The organism is Singulisphaera acidiphila DSM 18658 (genome assembly GCF_000242455.2).
Lineage (GTDB): Bacteria > Planctomycetota > Planctomycetia > Isosphaerales > Isosphaeraceae > Singulisphaera > Singulisphaera acidiphila.
The window spans coordinates 2,161,770-2,186,052 of sequence record NC_019892.1; the positions used below are offsets into that span (position 1 = coordinate 2,161,770).

General features: G+C 62.0%; 19 protein-coding genes. 7 read left to right on the plus strand and 12 right to left on the minus strand.

Going from position 1 to position 24,283, the window contains the following annotated elements; genetic code table 11:
• Window positions 1-12: 12 nt before the first annotated feature.
• The 5 genes from SINAC_RS08475 to SINAC_RS08495 form a co-directional block, all read right to left on the minus strand.
• Window positions 13-1,419, minus strand: coding sequence for a Mov34/MPN/PAD-1 family protein (locus SINAC_RS08475; RefSeq protein WP_020465670.1), 1,407 nt, complete (start codon window positions 1,417-1,419; stop codon window positions 13-15).
• A 108-nt stretch (window positions 1,420-1,527) separates the two neighbouring features.
• On the minus strand, window positions 1,528-2,793 hold the full coding sequence (locus SINAC_RS08480; RefSeq protein ID WP_015245271.1) for a HesA/MoeB/ThiF family protein: 1,266 nt from the start codon (window positions 2,791-2,793) through the stop codon (window positions 1,528-1,530).
• A gap of 190 nt (window positions 2,794-2,983) precedes the next feature.
• The gene (locus SINAC_RS08485) at window positions 2,984-3,790 is read right to left on the minus strand and encodes a ubiquitin-conjugating enzyme E2 (RefSeq protein WP_015245272.1); all 807 of its coding nucleotides are present in this window, start codon (window positions 3,788-3,790) and stop codon (window positions 2,984-2,986) included.
• A 66-nt stretch (window positions 3,791-3,856) separates the two neighbouring features.
• Window positions 3,857-4,156, minus strand: coding sequence for an EsaB/YukD family protein (locus SINAC_RS08490; protein WP_015245273.1), 300 nt, complete (start codon window positions 4,154-4,156; stop codon window positions 3,857-3,859).
• Window positions 4,157-4,363: 207 nt separating this feature from the next.
• Window positions 4,364-5,191, minus strand: coding sequence for an RING finger protein (locus tag SINAC_RS08495; RefSeq protein ID WP_015245274.1), 828 nt, complete (start codon window positions 5,189-5,191; stop codon window positions 4,364-4,366).
• Window positions 5,192-5,442: 251 nt separating this feature from the next.
• Here SINAC_RS08495 and SINAC_RS08500 point away from each other — a divergent pair, with 251 nt between their 5' ends.
• Window positions 5,443-6,351, plus strand: a complete 909-nt coding sequence (locus tag SINAC_RS08500) for a DMT family transporter (protein ID WP_020465668.1) — start codon at window positions 5,443-5,445, stop codon at window positions 6,349-6,351.
• A 131-nt stretch (window positions 6,352-6,482) separates the two neighbouring features.
• On the opposite strand, the gene SINAC_RS08505 is transcribed toward SINAC_RS08500, so the two are convergent.
• The gene (locus SINAC_RS08505; RefSeq protein WP_015245276.1) at window positions 6,483-7,751 is read right to left on the minus strand and encodes a threonine synthase; all 1,269 of its coding nucleotides are present in this window, start codon (window positions 7,749-7,751) and stop codon (window positions 6,483-6,485) included.
• Window positions 7,752-8,570: 819 nt separating this feature from the next.
• On the opposite strand from SINAC_RS08505, the gene SINAC_RS08510 reads away from it, so the two are divergent.
• Entirely contained in the window at window positions 8,571-10,232 is a 1,662-nt protein-coding gene (locus SINAC_RS08510) for a hypothetical protein (RefSeq protein ID WP_015245277.1), read from the plus strand.
• 84 nt (window positions 10,233-10,316) lie between these two features.
• Here SINAC_RS08510 and SINAC_RS08515 read toward each other — a convergent pair whose 3' ends face one another.
• The gene (locus SINAC_RS08515; protein ID WP_015245278.1) at window positions 10,317-10,817 is read right to left on the minus strand and encodes a tRNA (cytidine(34)-2'-O)-methyltransferase; all 501 of its coding nucleotides are present in this window, start codon (window positions 10,815-10,817) and stop codon (window positions 10,317-10,319) included.
• 230 nt (window positions 10,818-11,047) lie between these two features.
• On the opposite strand from SINAC_RS08515, the gene SINAC_RS08520 reads away from it, so the two are divergent.
• The gene (locus tag SINAC_RS08520; RefSeq protein ID WP_015245279.1) at window positions 11,048-14,356 is read left to right on the plus strand and encodes a PSD1 and planctomycete cytochrome C domain-containing protein; all 3,309 of its coding nucleotides are present in this window, start codon (window positions 11,048-11,050) and stop codon (window positions 14,354-14,356) included.
• Between the two features lie 90 nt (window positions 14,357-14,446).
• On the opposite strand, the gene SINAC_RS08525 is transcribed toward SINAC_RS08520, so the two are convergent.
• Complete coding sequence (locus SINAC_RS08525; RefSeq protein ID WP_015245280.1) at window positions 14,447-16,072, minus strand: hypothetical protein; 1,626 nt, start codon at window positions 16,070-16,072, stop codon at window positions 14,447-14,449.
• 463 nt (window positions 16,073-16,535) lie between these two features.
• Between SINAC_RS08525 and SINAC_RS08530 the strand changes: the two genes are divergently transcribed.
• Window positions 16,536-17,828 (plus strand): dicarboxylate/amino acid:cation symporter, encoded by a 1,293-nt coding sequence (locus SINAC_RS08530; protein WP_015245281.1) that lies wholly within the window; start codon window positions 16,536-16,538, stop codon window positions 17,826-17,828.
• Between the two features lie 14 nt (window positions 17,829-17,842).
• Entirely contained in the window at window positions 17,843-18,112 is a 270-nt protein-coding gene (locus SINAC_RS08535) for a hypothetical protein (RefSeq protein ID WP_015245282.1), read from the plus strand.
• 2 nt (window positions 18,113-18,114) lie between these two features.
• Here SINAC_RS08535 and SINAC_RS08540 read toward each other — a convergent pair whose 3' ends face one another.
• Together SINAC_RS08540 and SINAC_RS08545 are read right to left on the minus strand one after the other, a co-directional pair.
• On the minus strand, window positions 18,115-19,284 hold the full coding sequence (locus tag SINAC_RS08540; RefSeq protein WP_015245283.1) for a glycosyltransferase family 4 protein: 1,170 nt from the start codon (window positions 19,282-19,284) through the stop codon (window positions 18,115-18,117).
• A 120-nt stretch (window positions 19,285-19,404) separates the two neighbouring features.
• Window positions 19,405-20,724, minus strand: coding sequence for a carboxypeptidase-like regulatory domain-containing protein (locus SINAC_RS08545; RefSeq protein WP_015245284.1), 1,320 nt, complete (start codon window positions 20,722-20,724; stop codon window positions 19,405-19,407).
• 210 nt (window positions 20,725-20,934) lie between these two features.
• On the opposite strand from SINAC_RS08545, the gene SINAC_RS08550 reads away from it, so the two are divergent.
• The gene (locus SINAC_RS08550; protein WP_015245285.1) at window positions 20,935-21,213 is read left to right on the plus strand and encodes a hypothetical protein; all 279 of its coding nucleotides are present in this window, start codon (window positions 20,935-20,937) and stop codon (window positions 21,211-21,213) included.
• Between the two features lie 52 nt (window positions 21,214-21,265).
• Here SINAC_RS08550 and SINAC_RS08555 read toward each other — a convergent pair whose 3' ends face one another.
• Together SINAC_RS08555 and SINAC_RS08560 are read right to left on the minus strand one after the other, a co-directional pair.
• Window positions 21,266-21,859 carry a DUF417 family protein gene (locus tag SINAC_RS08555; protein ID WP_015245286.1) on the minus strand — a complete coding sequence of 198 codons (594 nt, stop codon included), beginning with the start codon at window positions 21,857-21,859 and terminating at the stop codon, window positions 21,266-21,268.
• Window positions 21,860-21,909: 50 nt separating this feature from the next.
• The gene (locus SINAC_RS08560) at window positions 21,910-22,869 is read right to left on the minus strand and encodes a helix-turn-helix domain-containing protein (RefSeq protein ID WP_237722435.1); all 960 of its coding nucleotides are present in this window, start codon (window positions 22,867-22,869) and stop codon (window positions 21,910-21,912) included.
• Window positions 22,870-23,423: 554 nt separating this feature from the next.
• Here SINAC_RS08560 and SINAC_RS08565 point away from each other — a divergent pair.
• The gene (locus tag SINAC_RS08565) at window positions 23,424-24,269 is read left to right on the plus strand and encodes a TatD family hydrolase (RefSeq protein ID WP_015245288.1); all 846 of its coding nucleotides are present in this window, start codon (window positions 23,424-23,426) and stop codon (window positions 24,267-24,269) included.
• Window positions 24,270-24,283 lie beyond the last annotated feature (14 nt).

Below are 24,283 nucleotides of genomic sequence, written 5' to 3' on the forward strand. Positions count from 1 at the left end.
CCCCAGGGCCTTTCAGGCGATTCGGTGCGGAGGAGGGTCATCGGTTGTTGATTCATCTCGCAGCTTCACGGCAGGCTTGGGTTGCCCGAGCATCGTGAAGAAGCCCAGCGCTGTGACCAGGAAGAGTCCCCAGCCTGCGGCGGCGGTATACCACGTTCGTTGATAGCTATTGATCAGCGCTTCGATCTTATCAGCGTCCTTGGTGGTCTCGAGAATCGCATCCTTCTCTCGAATCGTTTTCGCCTTGGACTTCACTGCGTCCTCGAGGAACGCAAGCCGGCTGAGGAGATCGGGCGAACCCTTCTTTTCCTCATTGTAGCGTTCGACCGTCTTTTTCGCGGTCTCAAACTCTTTGGTGAGCTTGAGGATGTTGGCCTCGAGTTGATTGGACCGGTCGGTAAGCGCGGCATCGATGGTCTTTGACCGACTCACCTCTTTGCGCGCGTCGTCGCGTTCGCGGACCACGAGATTGTACCGAGCGGTGAATTTGTCGGGCCCGTCGCTGGTCTCGCCGAGCAGGCTGTCGAGCGCCAGGCGTTGCGCGGAGATGATCTCCCCGGTACTCTGCTGCACCTCCTTGAGCGTCCGTGCCTGGTTCGCGATCTCTTGGTACGTCTGGTAGAAAAGGAAGCCGGCAGCCAGCACAAGCATCCCGACCAGGCTGCCGATCAGACTGAAGAGAACGGCCGTCTGGGTGCGGTCGGCGGTCGTTTGGTGGTGGGTGACCGGTCGCGTGAGCATGGCGATTAGCTGGGCCTCCAGTCGAGGGGAGAGGCCCCCACCGCCGCCTTCGGCGTTGGGGAAGTTCTCCAGGTCATTGACCAACCGCGTCAGGGCGATTCGGTCGGCCCGATCGGCGAAGAGATAGTAACCTTCGACCTCTTCAAGCTCACCGTCACGCCACTGGAAGAACCCGCGCGTCTGGCGGATCGGGTCCACCACGTAAGCGACTTGAAGTGGCTGAGCGAAGAAGTGGCGATGGATGAACTGGTCGTGGCTCGAGAGGAAGATGCCGAAATCCGGGTGGGTATGATACCAGCCGACAATGTCCAGGTCGGGATGCAAGCGGTCGCGGTCGCGCGTGATCTCTTCCCAGGAGTCATGTGTATAAGTGAAACTAGCCTGGGTGTTCTCGTAGTGCTTGGCTTCCAACGACTTCGTGACCATGACGAAGGGGAGCCCCGTCTTCTCGTCGAGGCACTCCTTGCCGAGCAGAATTCCGCCGAGCTCGACCGAGGTGTCGCGTAAGGCGTGTCGCTCGATCAGGTCGGCCGTCTCGCGATCGAGGTAGATCGGAAGGTCGATCACCCCGGGGAGCCCGTAGGCCAGGCAGGCCCAGCGGCGGTCGCGATCGGGCCGGCAGCGACGCTCGGGCTCGCGATACTTCACGTCGTCAAAGACCATCTCGTCGTGGCTCAAACCGCTCGCCTTTCCCGTCGCTGGTCTCGAAAAGTTTTGCTTGTCAACGCTTGTTGTGTCGAAATGCTCGCCTGAGCACTGCTGGTCAGCAACGACACGCCTGGAACTTTATGCGTTTACGGGAGCCTTCGGGGTTTCCTGGGAGCGGGCCTCGAGCCATCCTCGGTCCCCGGCCAGAAGAAAAAAGCCCGAGTCGTCGATACCGTCGACACGGACGATGTCGTAGGGGGGGATGCCGACTTGGGCGAGCGAGAGCGCGGCGAGGGGAGAATCCTCCGCCAATGCGCTCACAATCTCCGGTTGGGCCGGCTTGTTGCAGGTCGGGCAAATCGACTCGGCCTGGGACACGCGCGTTCTCGGCCGATGGACGTCGATGTGCCAGCCGCATCGGGGACAGCCGATCGAGACGACGAGGTCCCGTTCGAGGACGAGGGTCAAGGGCCCGGCCAGACCCGTCTGTTGCGCGGCTGCGAAGAGGTCGGCGACGGGTTGCGTCGCGCTCAACGGTAACTCGACCGGTTGGGGATAGGTCTCGTGGCTGAGGCAATCGGCCCGGAAGGGGAGGCGGGTCGTGTAGAACTGGTTCGCGACCCCGTTGAAAACCATCGCGCTGCCGGCGGCGACCGGGAGGCCGTGGATAATTTTGAGGGCTTCCTGCACTTCGAGCGCGCCCATCATTGAGGCGATCGTGGGGGCCGTGGGGACTTTGCCCTCCATGATCTGGTCGCGGCGGAGCAGGGGGCAACTGTAGCGAAGATTCAAGAGCTGATAGTCGCGCTCGGTCATCGCACACTCGTAGCAGGCGGAGTCGGGGGGGACGAAGACTTTCACCACCCCTTGGATTTCCTGGATTCCCGAATCCACCCAGGGCGTTCCCACCTTCCAACACTGGCGATTGACCCAGAGCCTCGCTTCCCGGTTATCGAGACAACCGATCACGACGTCGACGTCTGCGAACAGGCCAAGGCCGAGGTCGGTGATCACATCGCCTTGGAACGGGATCATTCGCACGTCGGGGTTGATCTCGCAGGCGCGTTGCGCGCCCACTTCCGCCTTGCCGCGACCGCCATCCTCAGTGCGGAAGAGGACCGACCGCGACAGATTCGAGGGTTCCACGTCGTCGAGGTCGATGACGTAGACCGTACCGACCCCCAGCAGCGCCAGATTCTTGAGCACTTCGTTGCCAAGTGCCCCCGCGCCGACGACGAGCACCCGCGCCGCGGCAAGCCGTTCCTGCCGCCACCACGGAATGAGCCGAAGCCGAGAGTAGCGGTCGGTATCGTCAATGAACAAAGCAGGCGAGGCATCGGCGTCCGCCGCCGACTCCGGATCGGCCGGTTCTTCGTCGAGAAACGTCAGTGGAGAGTCATCCATGGAGGATTCACCGAGGGCGAGTCGCGAAACAGTCGGGCAGATCAACGCAACACAAAATCATGATCGAGTGTGTGAAGAACGTGGAAATCCTGATGTGAGTTGTTCCCGTTTCCAAAAGGCTCACACCCGTGGCTACCAACAGTCACTCCTTTGGGATTACAATGGGCTCAAAACTGGAGATGCCAGGCTTTTAATCAATGAAGAAGATCTCATCTCCTGGTTGAGGGCGGGGCGGGGCAGGTCGAAGCTCGACTTCCATATCGAGGATAATCATCCCGTCGGGTCCTTCGGCACCGGTCCCGGTCCAGGCTGCCGGAACTCGGGGAGCCGAGTCGGAACGAGCCGGGGTGAGTGAGCTCAAATCGGCCGCGAACTTCCGGACGAAGTCCGCGTATTTTCCCGCCCTCGAGCCGGGAGCCGGGTTCGACGGCGACTTGTCGATGGCCGGCTCCTGGGCCGACGGTTCCGGCTCCACGGGCGGGGCAGGAGGGGTGGGCGACTCGACCCGGCCGAGCGCGACTCTGAGGTCGCGAAGCGCCCGAGCATCGAGCGGAAAAAGGAACGAGCTTTGGTTGGCCACCCAGAGGGCGGCCTCGCGATTGTAGGGGCTCCGGATGTCATAGTTGTGGAATCGAGCCATGTCCCAGAGCATGCCGCAGAGTTCGTCAAGGTTGAGGCTGGGAACCCAGTGGGTTCCATACCCTCCCAGGCAAACCATTCCGATCTCCGAGATGTTCGGATGATAGATCGGAGTGAGCCAGCGGATCTCGGGCATGGTCCGAGGATAGGACGAGCCGAGCTTGATCTCAACTTCGTGACGGTCGCGGATCGTAACCTTGCCCCGCTCGCGGGCAAGGCTCCGGCCCCTGAACTCAATCACGTACCGCTGCGCCGGCTTTCCCTCGGCTCGGAACCGAAGGACCGAGCTTTCCGCCCCCAGCCGCTCCATGGCGGCGAAGTCGTTGCGAAGACGTCGGATGCGAGGTGATTCGTGCATGGTTCGGACGAGCCCAACGCGTCAAAAGAGAGGATGATGCCCCCGTCGTCTTGAACCGAAAAACGGTCAGGAGCGTCCGGCGACAACCTCGGGGTAGACGATCAGGTGATCGCCATTTTGAACTCCGGCCTCCACCAGCGTATGGCTCTCGATCAAGCGTCGCCCTCCCTCTTTATGGTCGAGCGAATAACTCATCGGTTGCCCGTCCGGACTGGTGGTCGGTAAGTTCATCTTGGTGATAATATTCGGGAGAATTCGGCTGACTGGCACGCTAAACGCGATAACCGCCTTGACCGACTTCGCCCCAGTCTGGTCCAGGAACGTGACCTGAATCCCGGTGGGATCGGCATTTCCGCCGTATGACATGGTCAGGATACCTCCTCAGCATCTCATTCGCTGGACACACGACAATATTGGGTGGAGACGCCGGGATTCCTCGGCGTTCGAGGTGGACCGATCTTGCCAGGATAACCGCTGCACCCCCGGGCCGGAACAGCCGAACCGCGGGAATCGATACAATTCCCGCGCGGGATTCAACGGGGCGGCTTCTCCTCTTTTTCGCAGCGTTGCCGTTCAGGCCGACACGCTGTGTTTGCCGTGACAACCGTAGATCGAGCAGGTCCCGACGTATTCCCAGCAGTCACGATGATGGGGGGTCCGGCAGATCGCACAGAAGACCCTGGGACCCTCGATCGCCTCACCGCAGACTTTGCAGATTGGCGGACCGGCATCCTCGTTCGCCGTGGGACCGATCGCGACGATCGAGACCCCCTGCGACATCTGCGTAGCCACCCCCATTTGAAGTCCGTCATGGATCAGGAGGGTCTCGTGCACGGCATACGCCAGCGAATCGGCATTGAGGCCGAGGTTACGATCGATCTGGACCAGCAGCCGTTCCGGATTGATCGAGATTAACATCCCGCTCGGAGGAGCGAGGCGCTGGAGATTGCCGATCGACCAGCGGACCCCTGGTGACAGGAATTCGACGGCCATCTCGGGATCATTCGCCTGGACGACGAAGCCCCGGTCGAACTCCTGATCGCCGATCCGGACCAGGCGAGTCCCCTTGGGAGCTTGCGCGGGAGCAGGGCGGGAGATGGGGGCCAACTCGAGTCGAAACGGCAGTCCATTGCGAAACCGGACCACGACCCGGGTCCTTGGGTTGTTTGGCTGACCGGTAATCTGAGGGGCGAGGCCCACTCGGACATTCGACCCATTGTAGGCGAAGCTGACGGTCGGTGGATCGGAGAGCCCCCGACTTTCATACTTGCCCTGATAACGGGCGGCGAGCTGACGATACGCGCGATAGCGGCTGCCGGTCAGCCAGGCGCCGGCGGTCGCCCCCAGGCGGATGACCAGGTAGACCAGCAGGATGATGGCGCCGAGAACCACCAGGTGCATGGCGCGTATCCCTTCGTTTTCGATTCGCGGAACCTGCTCCCGAGTGCGTTTGGGAGTCCTTCTCTCTGCCACGATATCAAAGTGGGGCCGGTTTGTGCCTCTCCAAAAGATCTGGAATCAGCGATCGTGCGGTCCTACTTCTGATGCATTTTACTGTTGTCAAAGAGAAAGGCAATTGCGAGATGCCTATTCGGATTTCGCTGTAACCCGTACCATTTGGCAGGTCGGTTTGCGTGACGAAGCCTGAGGAGATGAGCGTGGATTTGCCGTTTGAGAACCCGTGGAAAGCGGCGAGGAATGGGCGCCGATATGTCCTTGCGGCGGCCGCGCTCTGGAGCCTGGGGGGGGTGTTCGCCAAGGCCCTCGACCTCGACGGCCTGACAGTTGCGTTCTATCGCAGCTTGTTTGCGGGGCTGGTCTTGTTGCCGTTCGTACCCGCATCGCGGCGAGTGATTCGGCCGTCGATCATCCCGCTCGGTTTCACCTTCGGTGCCATGACCGGGCTCTATCTCAGCTCGGTCATGACGACCACGGCCGCCAACGCGATCTTTCTGCAATGCACGGCCACGATCTGGACGATCCCCTTCAGCGCCTGGATTCTCAAAGAACGCCCTGATCTCCGGTCGAAGGTCGGAATTGCCTTGGCGTCGTTCGGCGTTGTGGCGATTGTCCTCTACGGCTACGACGGCCGCCCCAATGAAGGGCAGGGGATCGCCCTCGGCCTCGCCAGCGGCGTCGGTTTCGCCGGAGTTGTGGTGGGACTCCGAAACTTTCGCGACCTCGACCCGATCTGGCTCAGTTCCTTCAACAACCTTGCCGGGTCGGTCACTCTCGGACTCTGGATCCTCCTGAGTCGAGGTACAATCCCGGTGCCCCCTCTGTCGACCCTGGCGCTGCTCGTCGTGTTCGGCACGATCCAGATGGCGATCCCGTACATCTTGTTCGCCCGGGGCCTCCGCGACATCGGCGCTCCCGAGGCGGGGCTCCTCGGCCTGCTCGAACCGGTGCTCGCTCCGATCTGGGTGATGCTGGTGGTCGGCGAGCGCCCCGCGATTCCCACGATCGTCGGCGGCCTCTTTCTGCTCCTGGGAGTCGCCTGCCGCTATTGGCCTTCGTCAACCCGCGAACTTGTGATCCCCGAGCCTCTGCATGAGCACTGAGTGAGGCGTCTCGATCGAATCAGAAGTCGATTGTTGCCGACCACAGTGCATCCGGCCCGGCGGTTTTTCTCTTGGGCCTTGTGCGAAGCATGACGGCTGGGGTCGCCGTCATGCTTGTTTGATCAACCGCGTTAGAGTCCACCGCCAAGCAGCGTGCGGATATTGGGCAAGTACTTCTCTGCGGCGGCGGTGTTCACCAGGACGACTCGATCTCCCTCGCGAATGAGCCCGCGATCCGCCATCTCCGGCAAGGCGGCGAGCGTCGCGGCTCCTTCGGGCGACCAGGCGAATCGTCGGTCGCGCCATTCGTCACGAATGACCGAGCGAATGGCGTCGTCGGACACGGCGATGGCGGCGCCTCCCGACTCCCGGATGATTCGCAAAACGTTGATGTGCCCGACGTTCCGCGCGACGTTCAAACCCGTCGCGATGGTCGCGCCGGGGGGCAGGGGGGTGATGTCGTCCGCTCCTGTGTCGAAGGCACGCACGATCGGGGTGGTCGCCGTGCTCTGAACGCAGATCATCCGGGGCCGCTCATCGCCGACCAATCCCAGCGCCTGGAGTTCGTCAAAGGCCTTGGCCATCCCGACGACGCCGGTGCCCCCTCCCGTCGGATAAACGATCACGTCGGGGAGTTTCCAGGTCCGCTCGGCCAGACGATCGCCGGCGGGTTCCGCCATTTCCAGGCCGAGGGTCTTCTTTCCCTCGGTTCGCCAGCCCGGTTCTTGAAAGGTGGCGACGCTGAAAAAGCCGGCCGGCACATAATGCTCGCGAATTCGTTGGGCGGACTCGACGATCGTTCCCGCGACCAGTTCCAGCGTGATGAGATCCGGGTGGAGCTTGGCGTACGCAGCCACCTTGCCTAGGACCGGCAAGTCGGTGTCCGGCGACATCACGATCGCCGCCTCGAGTCCGCCGGCGACCGCGTACTCGGCGAGCGCATCGCCCGCGTTGCCTTGCGTGGGAACGGCCAGTCGCGTCAGTCCGAGGGCCTTGGCCATCGAGACCGTCATGGCCATCCCCCGGTCTTTGAACGACAACGTCGGGTTATGGCCGAATCCCGGATACGGCTTCCCTTCGTCTTTCACCTCGAGGCGACACTTCAAACGATCGGCCCAGGGGTGGGCGTAGGGGAGACAGGGGGTATTCCCTTCCCCCAGGGAAACGACATGACGGCAATCGTCGGGGTCGGCGACGTCGAGCGGTAAGAGGCCGCCGAATCGCCAAAGGTCGGCACGCGCGGGGTTCCAGCCTCCGTCGCGGCCCCGCTCGGACTTGAGTCGGTCGATGTCGAGAACCACCTGGACAGGACGCCCGTCCCGTTCGCACAGGTTCATCAGGCGGTCAGCCGGATACGTGGCGCCGCAGGTGGGGCAACCCAGGTGGGAAACAAATCGCATCACTCGCTCCCGACTTCGATTTCGTCAAAACCTCGCACCTAGTTTGAGGATGTAGGCACTTTAACCGAAAGGCCCCGGAGACACACCAGCCCACAGCGGGATAAGGCATCCCTCGAGCCTCCACTGTCATGACCACCCTGCCGGTAGGAAACCCCGTGTGAGGTCGTGAATGACGAGCCCTCGTCTCAGCCGGAGACTTACGAGATTCCGAGCTATGTCAAGCTTTCTCGCCCGCTAGAGACGTCACGTCAGGGTGGCAATGCCTCTTGCTGACATAACCCTTCTTCATGGCCGATCGTCACTCTGAACGCGTCAGCAAAGCCAAGGCCGAATCCGATCGGGATGGGCACGTCCCTCCCGGCTTTGTGCCGAGAATGGCCGGGACCAACCCTGCGAAGCCTCTCGTCAAAAAAGGCCTGTTGGCCCGCGCCCACTCACCAAGAAAATCGTTCCCCACGGCTCTTGTCGGTTTTGGGTGGGACGTGACGCGGAGTGTTGTCCGCCTTCAGTTTAGGGGGAATCTCGCTGGCACGGCCACGGCCGTTGTTTTGACATCCAGAATCGGACGCGTAAACTTCGATCAAACCGATCCGCGGAAAAAATCAGGGGCTGTGGCTCGAATAGGACATGAGGCCTGTACGTCTCTGAGTCTGTGGAATCGTGAGTCTTGCCAGTTGATTGATACGTCCGAAACCGTATCCCTTTACCCCCCCGAGTCGCAGGTTCCGGTCGGCATTCCACCCGTCCGTTGGAGCGCATCCTTGATCCGGTCGCCGCACTCGGACTGAACTCCTGATCGGAGTGTGAGAGGCTCTTGCCATGAATTTGACGCTTCGACTCCTCGGCGTTCCCGCGACTGTCGTCACGAGTCTTTTCTTTGTTGGATCTGCGGCGATTGCGGCCGACGATGACACGTCTTCATCCCCCCCCACCACAAGCACGGATGTTGGTTCCCCGGAACCGACTGAGAAAATCCCGACCCTCAATCTTCTCGAGGCTGTCCGAAACGGGTCCGTCTCGGTGAACGCCGAAGGCAGCGGCGATGGTCGTATGACTCTCTCCGTCACCAATAAGACCAAGCGCAAGCTTCACGTCGTTCTCCCACCGGGCCTCATCGCCTCCGGTGCCACCGGCCAGTTCGGCGGTATGGGTGGTATGGGCGGCGGCATGGGTGGCATGGGCGGCATGGGCATGGGTGGTATGGGCGGTGGTATGGGTGGTATGGGCGGTGGCATGGGCGGCATGGGTGGCATGGGTGGTATGGGCGGCGGTATGGGAGGCATGGGCGGTGGCATGGGCGGCGGTATGGGGATGGGGGGTGGAACCATGCCCGCCTCGATGGGGATGATGATGCTGGGCCGGCTGATCATGTCCCTGGTCGGCGAGCGCGATAGCTGGGACCAGCAGTCCCTCATGTCCGGCATGATGGGTGGCATGGGCGGCATGGGTATGGGTGGCATGGGCGGTATGGGTGGCATGGGCGGCGGAATGGGCGGTATGGGAGGTGGCATGCGGTCGGTTCCGCCCACCGGGCTCCCCTTCGCTGCGCTCAACCCCAAGCAGACCCGGCATTTGCCCACACGCCTTGTGGGGCTCTCTGATCCCAATCCCGAACAGCCCGTCGTGATGCCGGCCAAGGGTGAACGACTTCGGCTGGGTGATATCAGCCAGCTCACGGTCGATCCCCAGGTGCAGAAGGCCTTGAAGCGGCTCGCCGAGGACAAGGCGCCTCAGACGGTGTCGCAACTCGTCATGTGGCGCGTGGCGTCTCACCTGGATTGGGGCACCATTGCCGCGATGTCCAAGGATTGGGCCAACCCTCAAGAGCTGACGCTGGCCCAGTCATTCGTCGACCAACTCGCCGAGTTGCCCAAGGGGGATTCGGGGACGCTGCTCTGCGAAGTTAAGGCCGATGATCCCGCGAATAAGGCCTTGGCCCGTCAGCTCGGGAAGGCGCTTAAAGACCAGAACGTTCTCGGGCTGGCGGTCAAGATGGAGATCCCCGCTCAACCCAACGGCCCTGGAGTCGCCTGCCGGATCACCCTGAGAGGATCTGAGGAGAAGCCCGAGGCCGTCGTGGAGATGTCCACGAGCAATCCCGACGCAACTGCGTGGGCTGCTGCGGGCAAGTTTACCTTGCCGGTCGCTCGCGAAGGTGATAAGGCCAAAACGGACGCATTCATGGATTCGTTGGCCGAGGGAATGTTGGGACGTCTGGTTCGGGCGTCGGTCGCACCGGTGTCGAAGAGCAAAGGGAAGGACCTGTACCGGGTGCGCATTGAGAACGGCTCGCCGCTGATCCTGAACGGGATCGCCGTCGTGGGCACGGGGAGTGAGAGCGATCAAGAGGCCAAGGTGCTCGCGGGCATTAGCGTGGCGCCGGGCAAGAGCATCACGGTCCCGGCGTCCAGCCGGGTGGTCGAGCAATTGGGGCTCAAGAAGGGTGTTCGCCTCGTTGCGGCTGATCTCAGCGGCCTTTGAGACGTTTCCTTCGTTGTCGAACGCACGAACGAACAGCGACCCCGAACGCCATAAAGGCGTTCGGGGTCGCTTGCGTTTGGTGGGTCAGGCGAGCGGTTGTTCGAGCTGGCGGACGGCTTCGAACGTGGCGATCGCGACGGCGTTGGCCAGGTTCAGGCTCCGCGCTTCCGGACGGATCGGAATTCGGACCAGCCGATTCTCTGGGGATGAGATCCAGGAGAGTGGGAGCCCCCGGCTCTCGGGTCCAAAGACAAGGCCATCGCCCGCACGGTAGGTGGCCGTGGTGTAGGACGGTTTCGCTTTGGTGCTGAACGACCAGAGCCGGTCGCGTCCCACCACCTCCACCACTTCGTCGATATGGTCGACGACTCGCCAGTTCAGGTGTTCCCAATAATCCAGGCCCGCGCGGCGGCGATGCCGGTCGTCGAGGTGAAACCCGAGAGGACGGACGAGCCAAAGCATGGCGCCCACGGCGACGCACGTCCGTCCAATCGACCCCGTATTCGCGGCGATCTCCGGTTCGTAGAGGATGACATGAAGTCTGGGTGACTCCGGAGCATGGTCGTTTTCGGCAGCCCTGTTCATTCCAATCGTCTCGATCCAAACGCGGGAGAGAGTTGGCAGACGTTTCATCCTTCCAGACTTCGCCCGGGTGGTCAAACGGGCTCATTCCTTAAGACCTAGCGAAATCAGGGACCAAAGCATACAATTCGAGCGCCTTTGGGATCCCTCCCGCGACCGCCATGCCGGCCCTGACACCCACCGATTGCGATGCCCTCGGGCACCCACCGACTTCTTCGCTCTCGAGAAATCCTATGAGATGGTCCTCGTTCCTCCCTGGATTTGGCTTGATCCTTGGGATCTTGTCGATCGCTCACGCGGATGCACTCGCGCAGCCGGACGCGGGGGTTCCCTCGACCGACTTCTTCGAGGCGCGGGTTCGTCCGATGCTCGTGGACTCGTGTATTCGTTGCCACGGCGCGAAAAAGCAATCCTCGGGTCTGCGCCTCGACTCGCGCGAAGCCATACTCGAAGGGGGGGAGAATGGACCGGCCATCGTGCCCGGTAGTCCTGACACGAGTCTGCTCGTTCAGGTGGTCCGCCACTCCCACGAAGAGATCAAGATGCCTCCCAAGGGGAAGCTGCCTGCTCCGGCGATCGAGGCCCTCGCCGAATGGGTGGCTCATGGTGCCCCCTGGCCGAAGGGGACTGTACTTACCGCAGCCGAGAAGGATGAGGCGACCGAGAAGCACTGGGCGTTTCAGCCGGTTCGCCAGGTCAAGGCTGCCCCGGCCAAGAGCCAGAGTTGGGGTTCCTCGACGATTGACGCCTTCATCCTCGCCAAACTCGAGAGCGAAGGGATGAGCCCTTCGGAACAGGCTGATAAGCGAACCTTGATTCGCCGGGCGACCTTTGACCTCATCGGCATCCCGCCGACCGCTACGGAAATCGAAGCCTTCGAGGCCGATCACACCCCCGACGCTTTTGCGAAAGTCGTCGAACGACTCCTTGCCTCTCCGCACTACGGAGAGCGCTGGGGACGGCATTGGCTTGACGTCGCACGATATGCGGATACGAAGGGCTACGTCTTCAACGAGGAACGGCGCTATCCCTACTCTTACACCTACCGCGACTACGTCATTCGGTCCTTCAATGAAGACCTACCCTACGACCAGTTCCTGCTCCAGCAGATCGCGGCCGATCGCTTGCCCCAGGACGGGAACACGCAACCGTTGGCGGCCCTTGGGTTCTTGACCGTCGGGCGTCGCTTTCTCAACAACCAGCAAGACATCATCGACGACCGGATCGACGTGGTGACGCGCGGCCTTCTCGGCTTGACGGTCGCCTGCGCCCGTTGCCACGACCATAAGTTTGACCCGATCCCGACCGCCGACTACTACTCGCTCTACGGCGTTTTCGCCAGCTCGAACGAACCGGCGGATCCTCCTCTGATCACCCCGACAGCGACCAATGCCGATTCGGTGGCGTTCGAGCAAGAACTCAGCGCCCGCCGCGCCAAGGTCGACACGTATCTGGCCGCCAAACGCGCCGAGATCCAGAAGGATCTCGGCAGTCGGATCGAACCCTACTTCCTCGCCGCCTTCGACCTTGAGTTTAACCCCAATCATCCCAAGCTTGATGATCGGGCTCGGACGGGCTCGCTCCCGCCCAATCGACTTCGCCTGGCGATCACTCATTGGAAGACGCATCTCGACGCGGCCCGAAAAAAAGCGGACCCGATCCTCGGTCCTTGGCTGGCATTCGCGGCGATTCCCGAGGCCGATTTCGCCCGCCTTGCGGGCGACGTGGCTAAGTCGCTCGCCACGAGCAAGCCTTCGGAATCGAACGCGGTCGTCGTCGCCTTGTTTGCCGCCCAGCCGCCGACCGGGATGAACGACGTGGCCAAGCGCTACGCCGCTCTCCTGGCTAAAGCCGAGAGCAGGGGGGAGCCTGGCAACGACGCCTCGACCTCGACCGACGAACTGGCCTGGCAATCGATCCGTCGCGTTCTTCACGAGAATGGAGGCCCCCTTGGCGTCAAGTCCGAGGAAGTCACGGGGACCTTCGACGTTGAGGAGCAAAACCAACTCAAGAATCTTCAGAACGAGGTTGCCGGACTCTCGACGACTCACCCTGGGGCGCCGCCTCGAGCGATGGTGCTTAACGACGCACCTCAACCGGTCAATCCGCAGATTTTCGTCAGGGGGAATCCGGGGCGTCCTGGTAAGTCGGTTCCTCGCCAGTTCCTCGAGGTCTTGGCGGGTGCCAAGCGGACCCCATTTGCTGACGGCAGCGGCCGGCTGGATCTCGCGAAGGCGATTATCGACCCGAGCAACCCCCTGACTGCGCGTGTCCTGGTGAATCGCATCTGGATGCTCCACTTCGGGACCGGCCTTGTGGCTACCTCGAGCGATTTCGGCCTGCGAAGCGATCCTCCTTCGCACCCCGAGCTCCTGGATGACCTGGCTGCGGAGTTCGTCCGGAGCGGTTGGTCGATCAAGTCGCTACACCGGCGGATGATGCTCTCGAGCGTGTATCAGCAGCGGAGTGAGAACAAGCCGGACTCCCTCGTGAAGGACCCGGCCAACCGGCTTCTCTGGCGTTTTCCTCGGCGCCGGCTGGAGTTCGAGCCGATGCGGGACGCTCTGTTGGCCGTGTCAGGCCGCTTGGACGACACGTTGGGCGGCCGGTCGGTCGACCTGACGGCGACCCCGTTCACCACGCGCCGGACCGTCTACGGCTTCATCGACCGCCAGAACCTCGATGGCGTCTATCGCACGTTTGACTTTGCCAGCCCCGACGCCACCAGTCCGCGCCGCTATGTGACCACGGTTCCTCAGCAGGCCCTTTTCCTGATGAATAGTCCGTTCGTCATCGACCAGGCACGCCAGCTCGCCACCACGACAGGGGCCTTACCCGATCCCGAAACCAGGATCCGCGACCTCTATCGCCGGATTTACGGCCGATCGCCTGAGCTTGCCGAGCTTTCCCGAGGGCTCCGCTTCGTCAATCAGCGGGCGAACGACCCGTCGCCGGCCACCCCGGAGATCTGGCAGTCGGGCTTTGGCGGCGTGGATGACTCGACTCAGCGGGTGAGCCGGTTCGTGCCGTTCCCGCACTGGACGGGCACGACTTGGCAGTATAGCCCCAACCTCCCCGATCCGGAGAAGAGCTACCTCCACCTGAACGCCGGAGGGGGACACGTGGGCAACGATCCCCAGCATGCGGCGATTCGACGGTGGACCGCCCCTCAAGATGCGACCATCACGATTGATGGAACGCTCGCTCATCCCTCCCAGGAAGGGGACGGGGTGCGTGGCCGGATCGTCGCGTCCCGCTCGGGAACCCTGGGCGACTGGGTCGCTCAGCATGGCAACGTGCCTACGCGGGTAGAACGCTACGAGGTGAAGGCGGGAGAAACCATCGACTTCGTCGTCGACGGCCGGACCAATCCGAACTTCGATACCTTTGGCTGGTCCCCGGTCGTCCGCAAAATCGGCCCGGCTCGTGCGGAGTGGAAGGCCACGGCTGGTTTTCAAGGACCGGCGACCCCGCCCCTCAACCCTTGGGAAGAGTATGCCCAGGTCCTGCTCCTGACCAACGAGTTCATGTTCGTGGACTGATGCCGGAACGTGAAACCGCCCCGAGCTTGGGAATGAATGGCTCGGGGCGGTGGCCTGCTTGCAACTTCGTTGCGATCGTGCGGATATTCGTTACAGAGCGCTCAGGTCGGCCGCGATGACGCGGATCCCTTTCTTGAGGCCGAGCAACTTGACCACCTCGTCGGTTGCGGGCAAGGTCATGCTTCGCTGGGGCGAAATGCTGATTCCCGAGAGGACTTTCGACTCGGCCCCGCTATCCCTGCCGAGCACCGCGATTCCGTTCAGGATCAGCGGCGAGGCGTTCTCGATCGTGATCTTGTATGTTGGCTTCCCCTTCGAGCGTGCCCCGGACGCGAGCTGAGCGCGGACCATGCGGTTGAGGATCCCTTCGGCCAACCCATCCGCCACCGCTGAAACGTTCAGCTCGCCTGTTTTCGTCCGTGAGAGCGGGAGTACGAACTTACCCGCCGCCAACCAGGAACGAGCCGGGCCATCGCTGGTCGCAACCTGCACCGTCGCCTCGTCACTCGTGACTTGCACCTTGCAGGCCAGAGCCGGCCCCTTGGGTTCCGAAGGCACGCCCGGCTGTCCCTTCAGGCCGAGCACGGTCTTTGCCTTGAGCGCCTCTCTGAGCTCTTGAGCCGCTGAGTCTCCGGCCGAATCCTTGGCTGTGATCTCGTAGAGGAGAACTCCCGCCTCCTCCGACGAAAGGGCTCCCAGCCGGTCGACGAAGGTGCGCGCCAGGGTCAGTTCGTGGGCATTCGACCAGGAGCGCGACATGGCCTCAATGGTCTTCCAGTCCCGGTCGGAAGAAACCTTCCAGATCACAAGCTGGGCCAACGTTTGGGGGGCCTTGTCTTCGGCCAGCCGCTTCAGGGCCTTCTGCACGAGGACGTTATCCGTCAACTGGCTGATGTCGCCCAGGCGGAGCTTCTCCCCCTTGGCGGGCATCGCCACCGGTTGATCTCCCTCAGGCTCCGACAGGCCGACCAAACGCGTGGGCAGATGCCGGGTCTGCTTGGGATTGAGCGCGGCGAAGGGGAGCCCGGTGGGCGGAACCGACCGCATGCCACCTCCCATACCTCCCATTCCGCCACCCATGCCGCCCATACCTCCCATCATGCCACCGCCCATTCCGCCGCCCATCCCCATCATCATGCCGGACATGAGGGACTGCTGGTCCCAGCTATCGCGTTCGCCGACCAGGGACATGATCAGCCGGCCCAGCATCATCATCCCCATCGAGGCGGGCATGGTCCCGCCTCCCATCATGCCGCCGCCCATGCCACCGCCCCGGCCGCCCATTCCGCCGCCCATGCCTCCCATTCCACCGCCCATGCCACCACCCATGCCTCCCATCATTCCGCCGCCCATGCCTCCCATTCCGCCACCCATGCCTCCCATTCCACCGCCCATACCCCCCATGCCGCCGAATTGGCCTGTGGCCCCTGAAGCGATCAAACCGGGAGGAAGGACGACCCGAAGCTTCCGCTTCGTCTTGTTGGTTAAAGACAGGGTCATTCGACCATCACCGGTTCCCTCGGCATTCACGCTGACATTCCCTTCGCGGACAGCCGTGAGGAGATCGACGGGGGGGGGTTCTTCAGCGGACAATTTCTCCGTGGGTTCGGTGGGAAGTTCATCACCGAAGCTCGGAGCGGATTGCGCTTGGATTAGAAACGAGAGACCACCGGCGAGAATCGCCATCCGCCAGGGGAGGAACGCATTGGTCGGCATCAGAAACCCTTTCTCAGCATCTCGTGAGCATTTGATGGAGGCGCATTTTCCAAGGGGGGGAAAAGCGTAGCTGAGGGGGGAAACGGAGCGTTGGGGGGGGAGTTGGGTCGAGTTTTGCCGGTGTTTAGGGTCGTAATACCGGGCCGGAGGTGCGACCGAGTTATACTGCGAGGGATCGGTAGGAACGGTCCTTTTCGGCAAACACTCAACTTAAAAGGGCAGACGCCCTAGGGGCTGGTTCTATTCGGAGCGTCCCCGAAGATTCTTTTCCGGATTTCGACCAAGGCCCTGATCGGGGTATTCCGGTTGTGGAACTAAGTTATGCAAAATCGAAAAGATCGTGAAAGTGAGGGTTTGCGCGCCTCGATGTCCTTGCCAGTTCGGTGGCGATGTCGTATGACCAACGCGATGGCCGGGGGGATGGTGGCGCTCCCGAATCCGCTACCCAGGTGAGGATGACTCGATGGCTCAGATTGACCAGGCACCGACAGTGGCCGGCGTGGACGAACCGGAGAGCCGGCCGGGGGGTATTCCGCTCTATATTTGGGTGATCGCCGCCGTGATCTTGGCAATTCCGGTGGGCTTGTTTTGGGGAGAAGGCGCCGAGCATCTCAACCTTCTTCCCCGACTGATCATCCGAGCCTTGAGCGCCTTGGCCGCCCCCCTGGTGGTTCTGGCAATCCTCAGCGCGATTGTCTCCAACGATATTCGTGGCCGCCAAGGCGCGCTGATGATGATCTACTACTTGATCAATACCGTGGTCGCCATGGGCTTCGGTCTCGTCCTCTCGAATCTGATCCGCCCCGGCCTGGGCGCGAAGTTGATCGACCTTGCCAATCCGCCTGTCCCTCCACCCCGGCGGACGGTGACCGACCTGCTCGTCGAACTTGTCCCCAGGAGCGTTGGCGATGCGTTCGCACAGAACAACCTGGCTCAACTTGTCCTCCTGACCCTGGCGTTGGCGATCGGTCTGGTCAAGATCCGCAATGAGCAGCAAGCACGCGGCGAGACGACCTACAAGGCGGCCGTCGACGTCTTGAATCTCGGGTTCGAACTGCTGATGCGCGTTTTGCTCTGGGTGGTTGCTCTGGTCCCGCTGGCCGTTTTCGGTGTTGTGGCCTCCAGCGTGGGACAGAGAGAGGGGATCCAGGTCTTCAATTCCTTGATCTGGCTGATCGTGGTCGTCTTGATTGGTCTGAGCTGCCAGGTCATCTGGTATCTGGTCATCATGGCGATCTTTGGGCGGATGTCCCCGCTGCGATTCCTCCGCGGCGCGACGGACGTCATGGCCAGTACGTTCAGCACTTCGAGCACGGCGGCGACGATGCCGGTCACGCTTCGAGCGCTGTCCAAGCTGGGCGTCTCGCGCGAGTCGAGCCAGCTTGCCGCGTGTGTTGGCACCAACTTCAATAACGATGGGACTGCGCTCTATCAGGCGACCGCCGTCCTGTTCATGGCTCAGGCCCTCGGCTTCTCGCTCACTCCGATCGACCAATTGATCATCGTTCTGACAACGTTGGTCGCCAGCGTCGGGGCCGGCGGGATCCCGTCAGGAAGTTTCGTGACCCTGCCGCTCATCTTCGCCGCTGTCGGCCTTCCGGCCGACAAGATCCCCGTCCTTCTGACGATCGACTGGTTTCTCGACCGCTGTCGGACCACCTCAAACGTTCTGGGGGATATGACCGTCGCGGTCCTCCTCGACCGGACTCATGACTCCGCGAAGCCATCGGTTGATGACTTCGACGCGGCTCTCTAGGCGAGGAATTCCCCATGCATCTCCGAGGGATCGTTCAGACCGCCGCGCTCGAGGAAACCCCTCCGGGAAGCGGCACCATCGAAATGATCCTCCGGGTGCAAGGGGTGGGCCCCGGTCAACCGCGCAAGCTGATCATTCCCTATTCCCTCTTACTCCAAGATGAATCACTCGACCCCGACCTGATTTCCGGTCGGGGTTTCGAGGCTGACGTCGAGCCGGCCGAACAACGCTGGATCGTCGCGCGGATTGCGTTTGCGTCGCGCGTCCTTCGCCAGCCCGAGTGAGTTCAGCGCTCTGGACGACCTGCCCGGTTCGTGGACCTTGCCGCCAGCAGGCTCCGATAGAGTGTGAGATAACGGTCGACCACGATCGGGAGCGCGAACTCGGTCTCGACACGATGCCGAGCCGCAGCTCCGAGGCGGCTTGCCAGGTCCGGATCGCCGAGGATCTCCATCAGCGCTTCCGACCACGCAGCAGGATCGTCCCCGCTGACAAGTCTCCCGACCCCGTCACCGAGGAGGTCGATGTTGCCGCCGATCCCCGAGGCCACGCATGGCAAGGCGGTGGCCATTGCTTCCAGCAACGAGTTGCTCATCCCCTCCGCCACGCTCGGCAAGACGAACAGGTCGGCTGCGCGGAGGATCTCGGCCGGATCATTCACGGCTCCGGTGAACTGGATCCGGTCGGCAATGCCGAGCGCCGCGGCTTGAGCCTCGAGGCGTTCCTGTTCCGGTCCGTGTCCGACCAGGATGAGGTTTGCATTTGTGCGCTGCGCCACAGCGGGCCATGCTTCAAGCAGCCGCGTGAGATTTTTCTGGGGGTGCAGCCGGCCCGTGAACAGGACCCGGGGGCGCGCCAGCAATCGCGACTCGAAGCCGGAGGAACCTGGCCGATAGTGGGTGGCATCGACCCCGCTGGCCATCCGGAAGATTCGCTCCGGAGGAACGCCAAGCCTGGTCCATTGGTCTTCGATGTCGGCGGAGATCGCTGCGAACGCATGATTGCGCAAGATCAGGCGGCGGAGCAGGGGGAAGCCGCGAGTTCTCGAGAGCTCTTCGGCCTCACCGTAGTACCCCGAGCTTGCCGGCTGCACAAGGGTTGGTACTCCTCGGAAGGCGCTGCGGCCGAGGCCGGTTGCGATCGCTTCCCAGAGCCCTTGGTGGGTGTGGATCAGGTCATAGCTTCCTCGGAGTTGTCGCAGCGCCTGGATGACTCCGGCCACGAAGCTCACCGCAAAGAGCGGCCCGGTACGCGAGGATCGCACCCACCGGTGAACCTGAATTCCCTGCACCACCTCATCCCTGGCGAGCCCGTCGACGGCATGGGTGACCACCTGGACGGAATGCCCCCGCCTCACAAGCTCGACCCCTTGCGCAAGGGCCTGCCGTTCGGCCCCGCTTTCGAGGGGATGGAAGTAGCTTACGACGAAGCAGACGCGAAGTTTCGAATCGTCCATCGCTACCCTGTCAAAGGGGAAGAAGAGCACCTCGGCGATTTGAACCTGCAAGAAACGACAAGACCCGGCTCCTGGAGAAGGAGCCGGGTCTCAATATCGTCAACTGCGGTGGATGCAAGTTCAACGCGTGATCGTCAGGCTCGGGATGTCTCTTCCGAGGTCGTCGACGATCTCACTGCCACTGATCGTGAGCTGGCTGACCGAATAGGTCCGACCGCTGGGCATGACCACTTTGACGGTCCAATCTCCATCGGGAAGACGAACTGCGTAACGGCCGGAGGCATCGGTCGTCACGACTCGGTCCGTGAAGGCATTCGTTCGGCTTGAGAGGATCAGTCGAACACCCGGTTCCAACTCGCCGGTATCCCCCGACAGCACTTTGCCCTTGAGGATATTGCGAGCCACCCGTGCGTTGCCGGCGGAATTGAAGGCCGGGCGTTTCACGTTGTGCTTGGGGCTGGAGTCGCCCGGTGCGATCGGAGCTTGGGGAATGGGCGGAGAGGCGGAATCGGCAGGTGCCACTGGCAAGGGGACTTCCACACCCGAGTTATCCGTGGAGAGTTCCGGAAGCGATCCGGGGCTAGGAAGGCTCGAACGCTCGGTCGGTTCCGTCCCACTCGGTGCGGGGGCCGGCTCGGCGGGAGGCGCGGCTTTCAAATTGCGTTGGTCCGGGACTGGGGTTGTGGCCGGTTCGGGAAGTGACGAGGTGTCGTTGGGGGGAGGGACGGGTTCCGAAACTGTGCTTTCGATTCCCGAAGCGGGGGTACGAGCCTTCGTCCTCGACGAAGGGGAAGGAGCCACTGCCGGGGCAGGTTGACTGATCGCGGCGGTGGAAGTCGCCAACGGGGCTGAGCTCGAGCAGCAGAGATCCGTCGTCGCGACAACCGGCTGGTCGTAGATCGTGGGATACACGAAGGCCGTCGGTGTGTAGCTCGTTGGATAGTAGGCTGTCGTCGCGTAGGTCGTCGGATAGTAGGTGGTCGGCGTGTAGGTCGTCGGATAAAAAGCGGTGGGCGTGTAGGTTGTTGGGTAGAAGGTGGTGGTCGTCGGAATGTAGTAGCTTCCCGAGGTCGTCGTATAGATCGGCCGGTCGACGATTCGGCGTGGCGACAGGAGCCGCCGGGGCCGATAGGAATAGGTCGGGACTACATAGGAAGAGGAGACGATCGGGCTCTCATAGACGGTTGCGTAGACCGACGGTAGGACGGCCGAAGTCGCTACGTAGGACGTGGGGTAAACGTAGGACGTGGGCAGCACATACGAGGTCGGGAGAACGTAAGCTGTGGGCAGCACTTCCGAAGTCGCCACGGGTAGGACGGCCGCGGTTGGCGCATAAATCGCGGCGCCTCGGCCATGGTTACCATAGGCCAGCGATCCTGGGTCGGAGAAGGCCAGAAGCGAGGTCGAAATGAGGATCGCGCGAATCCCAGGTGTCTTCATGAGTGTGGCTCCTCGGTGCGACGATAAGGAGGACTTCCGTGAGGTCAACTTCGTTCTCGTTCGCGAATTCCGCATGACCCCTATAATACCAAGTCTAGGTGATGAAACCAACACTTTGCGTGCTGTCGCTAGATCTGCGATGATCGGGACGATCCCCCGAGCCGTTGCAGGCCGATGCGGGGTAAGAATTCACCGGGAGACGACTTCGTCATGACCCAATCACGTGACGCGGCCGATGTGCTCAACCGCGACTTCCTCGAGTCCCGAAGTCGGATCTTGGAGGTCGCGGCGGCCCTTGATCGCCTCGACCGGGCCCCCGGTCGAGCCGGTGAGCCCCCCGATCGCCGTCTCGCTCAGTTGCGACAAGCGATCGAGGCGCTCCTGGAGCCCGGTCCCGGCCGCGCGGAGACCATCCAGCGTCTCTTCTCGCTCGACTACGATCCAAGCTGGCAAGAGAAGTACGGCGTCCTCGAGACACGTCCAAGCTGATTTGCTTCAACCCTCGAACGAATGCCCCGAGGTCGCAATGGGGCCGCTTCCGCTACGCCTTGAGCGTCGTCGCATGCCCGTGGGATCGCAGGTACGCTTTGGCCGAGTCGGCCATGGTGACGAGTGCGGCACCCATCATGATTGCGTCCTTGACAACCAGCCGACCGGCGCCGCTGAGGTACGGAAATCCGTGCTGGGCATCCCCCAGGGCAGGGACCCAGCACTCCGGGGTTGTGATCAGAAATGAGAGCGTGACGAACGACATCACAACCACCAGGAAGCTGCCAGCCGCCGCGACCTGCGGGAGCCACGGATGGAGGCAGAGCATCAGCCCGTAGAGCACGATGACCGACCCGAGCCCGTACGCGAAGAGGTACGTCCGGTTCGTCTCGTGCCAGGCCCGGTTTGCCGGGACCAAGGCTCCTTCGGGATTCTTGTGGGCCTTGTAATGCCCTGGATCGCCATACCAAAAGCTCATGAGCGGACTATTCGCCACAAACGGCACAATGCCGTCCGCCTCGTACCGGAACGCTTTTAAACCGCCGATCCAAAGGAGTACCACGATCAGGCCAAGTCGCGTAACCGTGATTCCCAAGCGGTCCGTCTTCGCCGCCATTTCCATCAGCCGCTGTAGCCCACTCGTCATCGGATTGTCTCGCGTAAAAAAAAAAGGCCGGCCGCATGATCCTGTTGCGTTCAGGATTCGGATGCGGGCGATACTCCATTTTCGCGGTGGTCCGGTTCCGCAGGAATGGACGGAAGAGGCAAAGTCATGGAGAGATTTCTCCCGCCTCGGATGGCCGTCTCGAATTCCCGGAAGAAAAGGGGCGAATGGCCGGTCGCCCGCTTGAAGAGCCGGCTGAAGTAGAGTTCATCCGTGTATCCAAGCTCGTGGGCAATCTGCTTCACCGGCTTCAGCGTATGAAGAAGATCCCACTTCGCGTGCTTCAAAATCCGCTCGCGAATCAGCTCGGTCAGCGTCTTGTGGAGGTGGGCCTTGACCACTTTCCCGAGCCCTTTCGGATCCGTGTCGAGCAAGAGGGCGTAATCGGCGGGCGCGTGCAATTGCCGATAATTCGCCTCGATGAGCTCCCGGAGCGATTCCAAGACCGGTGGGAACCTGTCGCGGCCCTTTCCGGTCAAGTCACCTTGCTGCTCCCGCTTCAGGCGTGTCGCTCGGATCAAGAGTACCTTTAAATACGAAAGCACCATCTCGGACTGAGCAAGTCCCCCCTCGGTCAGCTCGCCACGGATCTGGGCAAGGAGTTCCGCAACCTCGCGCTCATGCCGCCCTTCGAGTTCGACCACCGGGACCCCATAGATATCGTTGAATAAAACGCCGTTGCAACCGACTTCTTCATGGTAGGTCTCGATGCATAAAAAATTTGCATGAAATTGGAGAATGGTGCCGTGGACTTGCTCCTCCGAAACCAGGCGGATGTACTGATAGGGAACGAAGAAGAGCAATGAGGGCGAAGTGAATGGGTGGCACGCGGAATCTGCCCAGATGTGGCCCTGACCTCCCTGGATCCAGCAGATGGTAAAGTAATTCGATCGCGCGATGAGCCCGGAATCGGGGTTGATCACCAACTCCGTGACCTTCACCGCCGCGTCGCCGCCGCGAGGATCGTAAAGGGTCTCTGGTGCTCGATCCAATCGACCTTCTCCCAACATCAGCCATGTCCAACATTTCCGCTGGCGTTTCCGTTACTCGGCAGAAACGCCGGTCCCTTGGAGCCGGGATCTCTTATTATCTCACAAGGCGCAGGGCGATCGACGGTTTGGAGCGAAGTAGCGATCCCGTGCGTCGAATCGACTTGCCAATGCCAATGGCATTCCCCAGCCTGCTCCAACCCAGTGTCAACCTTCCGTGAACTTGGTATCCTAAGAGGGGTATTCCTGAACTCCGAAGCACCCGCTCAGTGCCCGAATGGCTACGCGTTTACCGTATGGAAGCAATGGCTCGATGCCGAACAGGCACGCAAGCTGATGACGTTTGTCGAACATGGAATTGCTCGTTTTGATAAGTGTGTATGGTTGATTGAGAATTTAATGATTCTCTTTCCGCACCATTGTGTAATCGTTTCTGTTGTGTCGCGCGGTGCCTCGATTTGGTTTTGCAAGGGAACTGCTATGGCGGGGAGAGCAATCCATCTGTCGTACCGAGCATGCCTGGCCGGAAGTTGTTGAAAGCTCAGGAGTTCACTTACATGCCTTCCTACATCGACCCGCACATCCACATGGTCTCCCGAACCACCGACGACTACAAGCGGATGGCCTTGGCCGGCTGTGTGATGGTCAGCGAGCCGGCGTTCTGGGCGGGGTTCGACCGGTCGGGGCCGGAGGGGTTTCGCGACTATTTCCGCCAGCTCACGGGCTTTGAGCGAAGTCGGGCGAAGCTCTACGGGATTGAGCACAGGACCTGGCTCTGCATCAATGCCAAGGAGGCGGAGAACGTTTCCCTCTCGCGCGAGGTGATCAAGATGATCCCCGAATTCCTCGACGAGCCCGGCGTGCTCGGCATCGGGGAGATCGGGCTCAACAAGAATACGAAGAATGAGGCCACGGTCTTCCTCGACCACCTTGATCTTGCTGCGCGGACTCAGGAGTTGATCCTCGTCCACACGCCGCACCTGGCGGATAAGTACCAGGGGACGAGGATGATCCTCGACATGCTCCGCGACGACTCGCGGCTTGTGCCCGAGCGTGTCTGTATCGACCACGTCGAGGAGCACACGATCCGCCCGGCGCTCGAGGCCGGCCACTGGGTGGGGATGACCCTCTACCCGATCACCAAGTGCACCCCCGCGCGGGCGGCCGACATGATCGAACTCTACGGCACCGAGCGTTTGATGGTGAACTCGGCCGGCGACTGGGGACATAGTGACCCCCTTGCCGTGCCCGAACTCATCTTCGAACTCAGGGCTCGCGGCCACGACGAGGCCCTGATTCGCAAAGTCGTCTACGAGAATCCGCTCACCTTCTTCTCGCAGTGTCCGCGGTTCCAGTTCACGCCACGGACCGAGACGTTGAGCGGGACCCGAGCCGCGACGTAAAAAAAGGAGCCCGC

Coding starts and splice junctions, on each gene's coding strand:
- SINAC_RS08480 (WP_015245271.1), bottom strand. CDS start 2,793: ATGGATGACTCTCCACTGACGTTTCTCGACGAAGAACCGGCCGATCCG.
- SINAC_RS08485 (WP_015245272.1), bottom strand. CDS start 3,790: ATGCACGAATCACCTCGCATCCGACGTCTTCGCAACGACTTCGCCGCC.
- SINAC_RS08490 (WP_015245273.1), bottom strand. CDS start 4,156: ATGTCATACGGCGGAAATGCCGATCCCACCGGGATTCAGGTCACGTTC.
- SINAC_RS08495 (WP_015245274.1), bottom strand. CDS start 5,191: ATGCACCTGGTGGTTCTCGGCGCCATCATCCTGCTGGTCTACCTGGTC.
- SINAC_RS08500 (WP_020465668.1), top strand. CDS start 5,443: ATGAGCGTGGATTTGCCGTTTGAGAACCCGTGGAAAGCGGCGAGGAAT.
- SINAC_RS08505 (WP_015245276.1), bottom strand. CDS start 7,751: ATGCGATTTGTTTCCCACCTGGGTTGCCCCACCTGCGGCGCCACGTAT.
- SINAC_RS08510 (WP_015245277.1), top strand. CDS start 8,571: ATGAATTTGACGCTTCGACTCCTCGGCGTTCCCGCGACTGTCGTCACG.
- SINAC_RS08515 (WP_015245278.1), bottom strand. CDS start 10,817: ATGAACAGGGCTGCCGAAAACGACCATGCTCCGGAGTCACCCAGACTT.
- SINAC_RS08520 (WP_015245279.1), top strand. CDS start 11,048: ATGAGATGGTCCTCGTTCCTCCCTGGATTTGGCTTGATCCTTGGGATC.
- SINAC_RS08525 (WP_015245280.1), bottom strand. CDS start 16,072: ATGCCGACCAATGCGTTCCTCCCCTGGCGGATGGCGATTCTCGCCGGT.
- SINAC_RS08530 (WP_015245281.1), top strand. CDS start 16,536: ATGGCTCAGATTGACCAGGCACCGACAGTGGCCGGCGTGGACGAACCG.
- SINAC_RS08535 (WP_015245282.1), top strand. CDS start 17,843: ATGCATCTCCGAGGGATCGTTCAGACCGCCGCGCTCGAGGAAACCCCT.
- SINAC_RS08540 (WP_015245283.1), bottom strand. CDS start 19,284: ATGGACGATTCGAAACTTCGCGTCTGCTTCGTCGTAAGCTACTTCCAT.
- SINAC_RS08545 (WP_015245284.1), bottom strand. CDS start 20,724: ATGAAGACACCTGGGATTCGCGCGATCCTCATTTCGACCTCGCTTCTG.
- SINAC_RS08550 (WP_015245285.1), top strand. CDS start 20,935: ATGACCCAATCACGTGACGCGGCCGATGTGCTCAACCGCGACTTCCTC.
- SINAC_RS08555 (WP_015245286.1), bottom strand. CDS start 21,859: ATGACGAGTGGGCTACAGCGGCTGATGGAAATGGCGGCGAAGACGGAC.
- SINAC_RS08565 (WP_015245288.1), top strand. CDS start 23,424: ATGCCTTCCTACATCGACCCGCACATCCACATGGTCTCCCGAACCACC.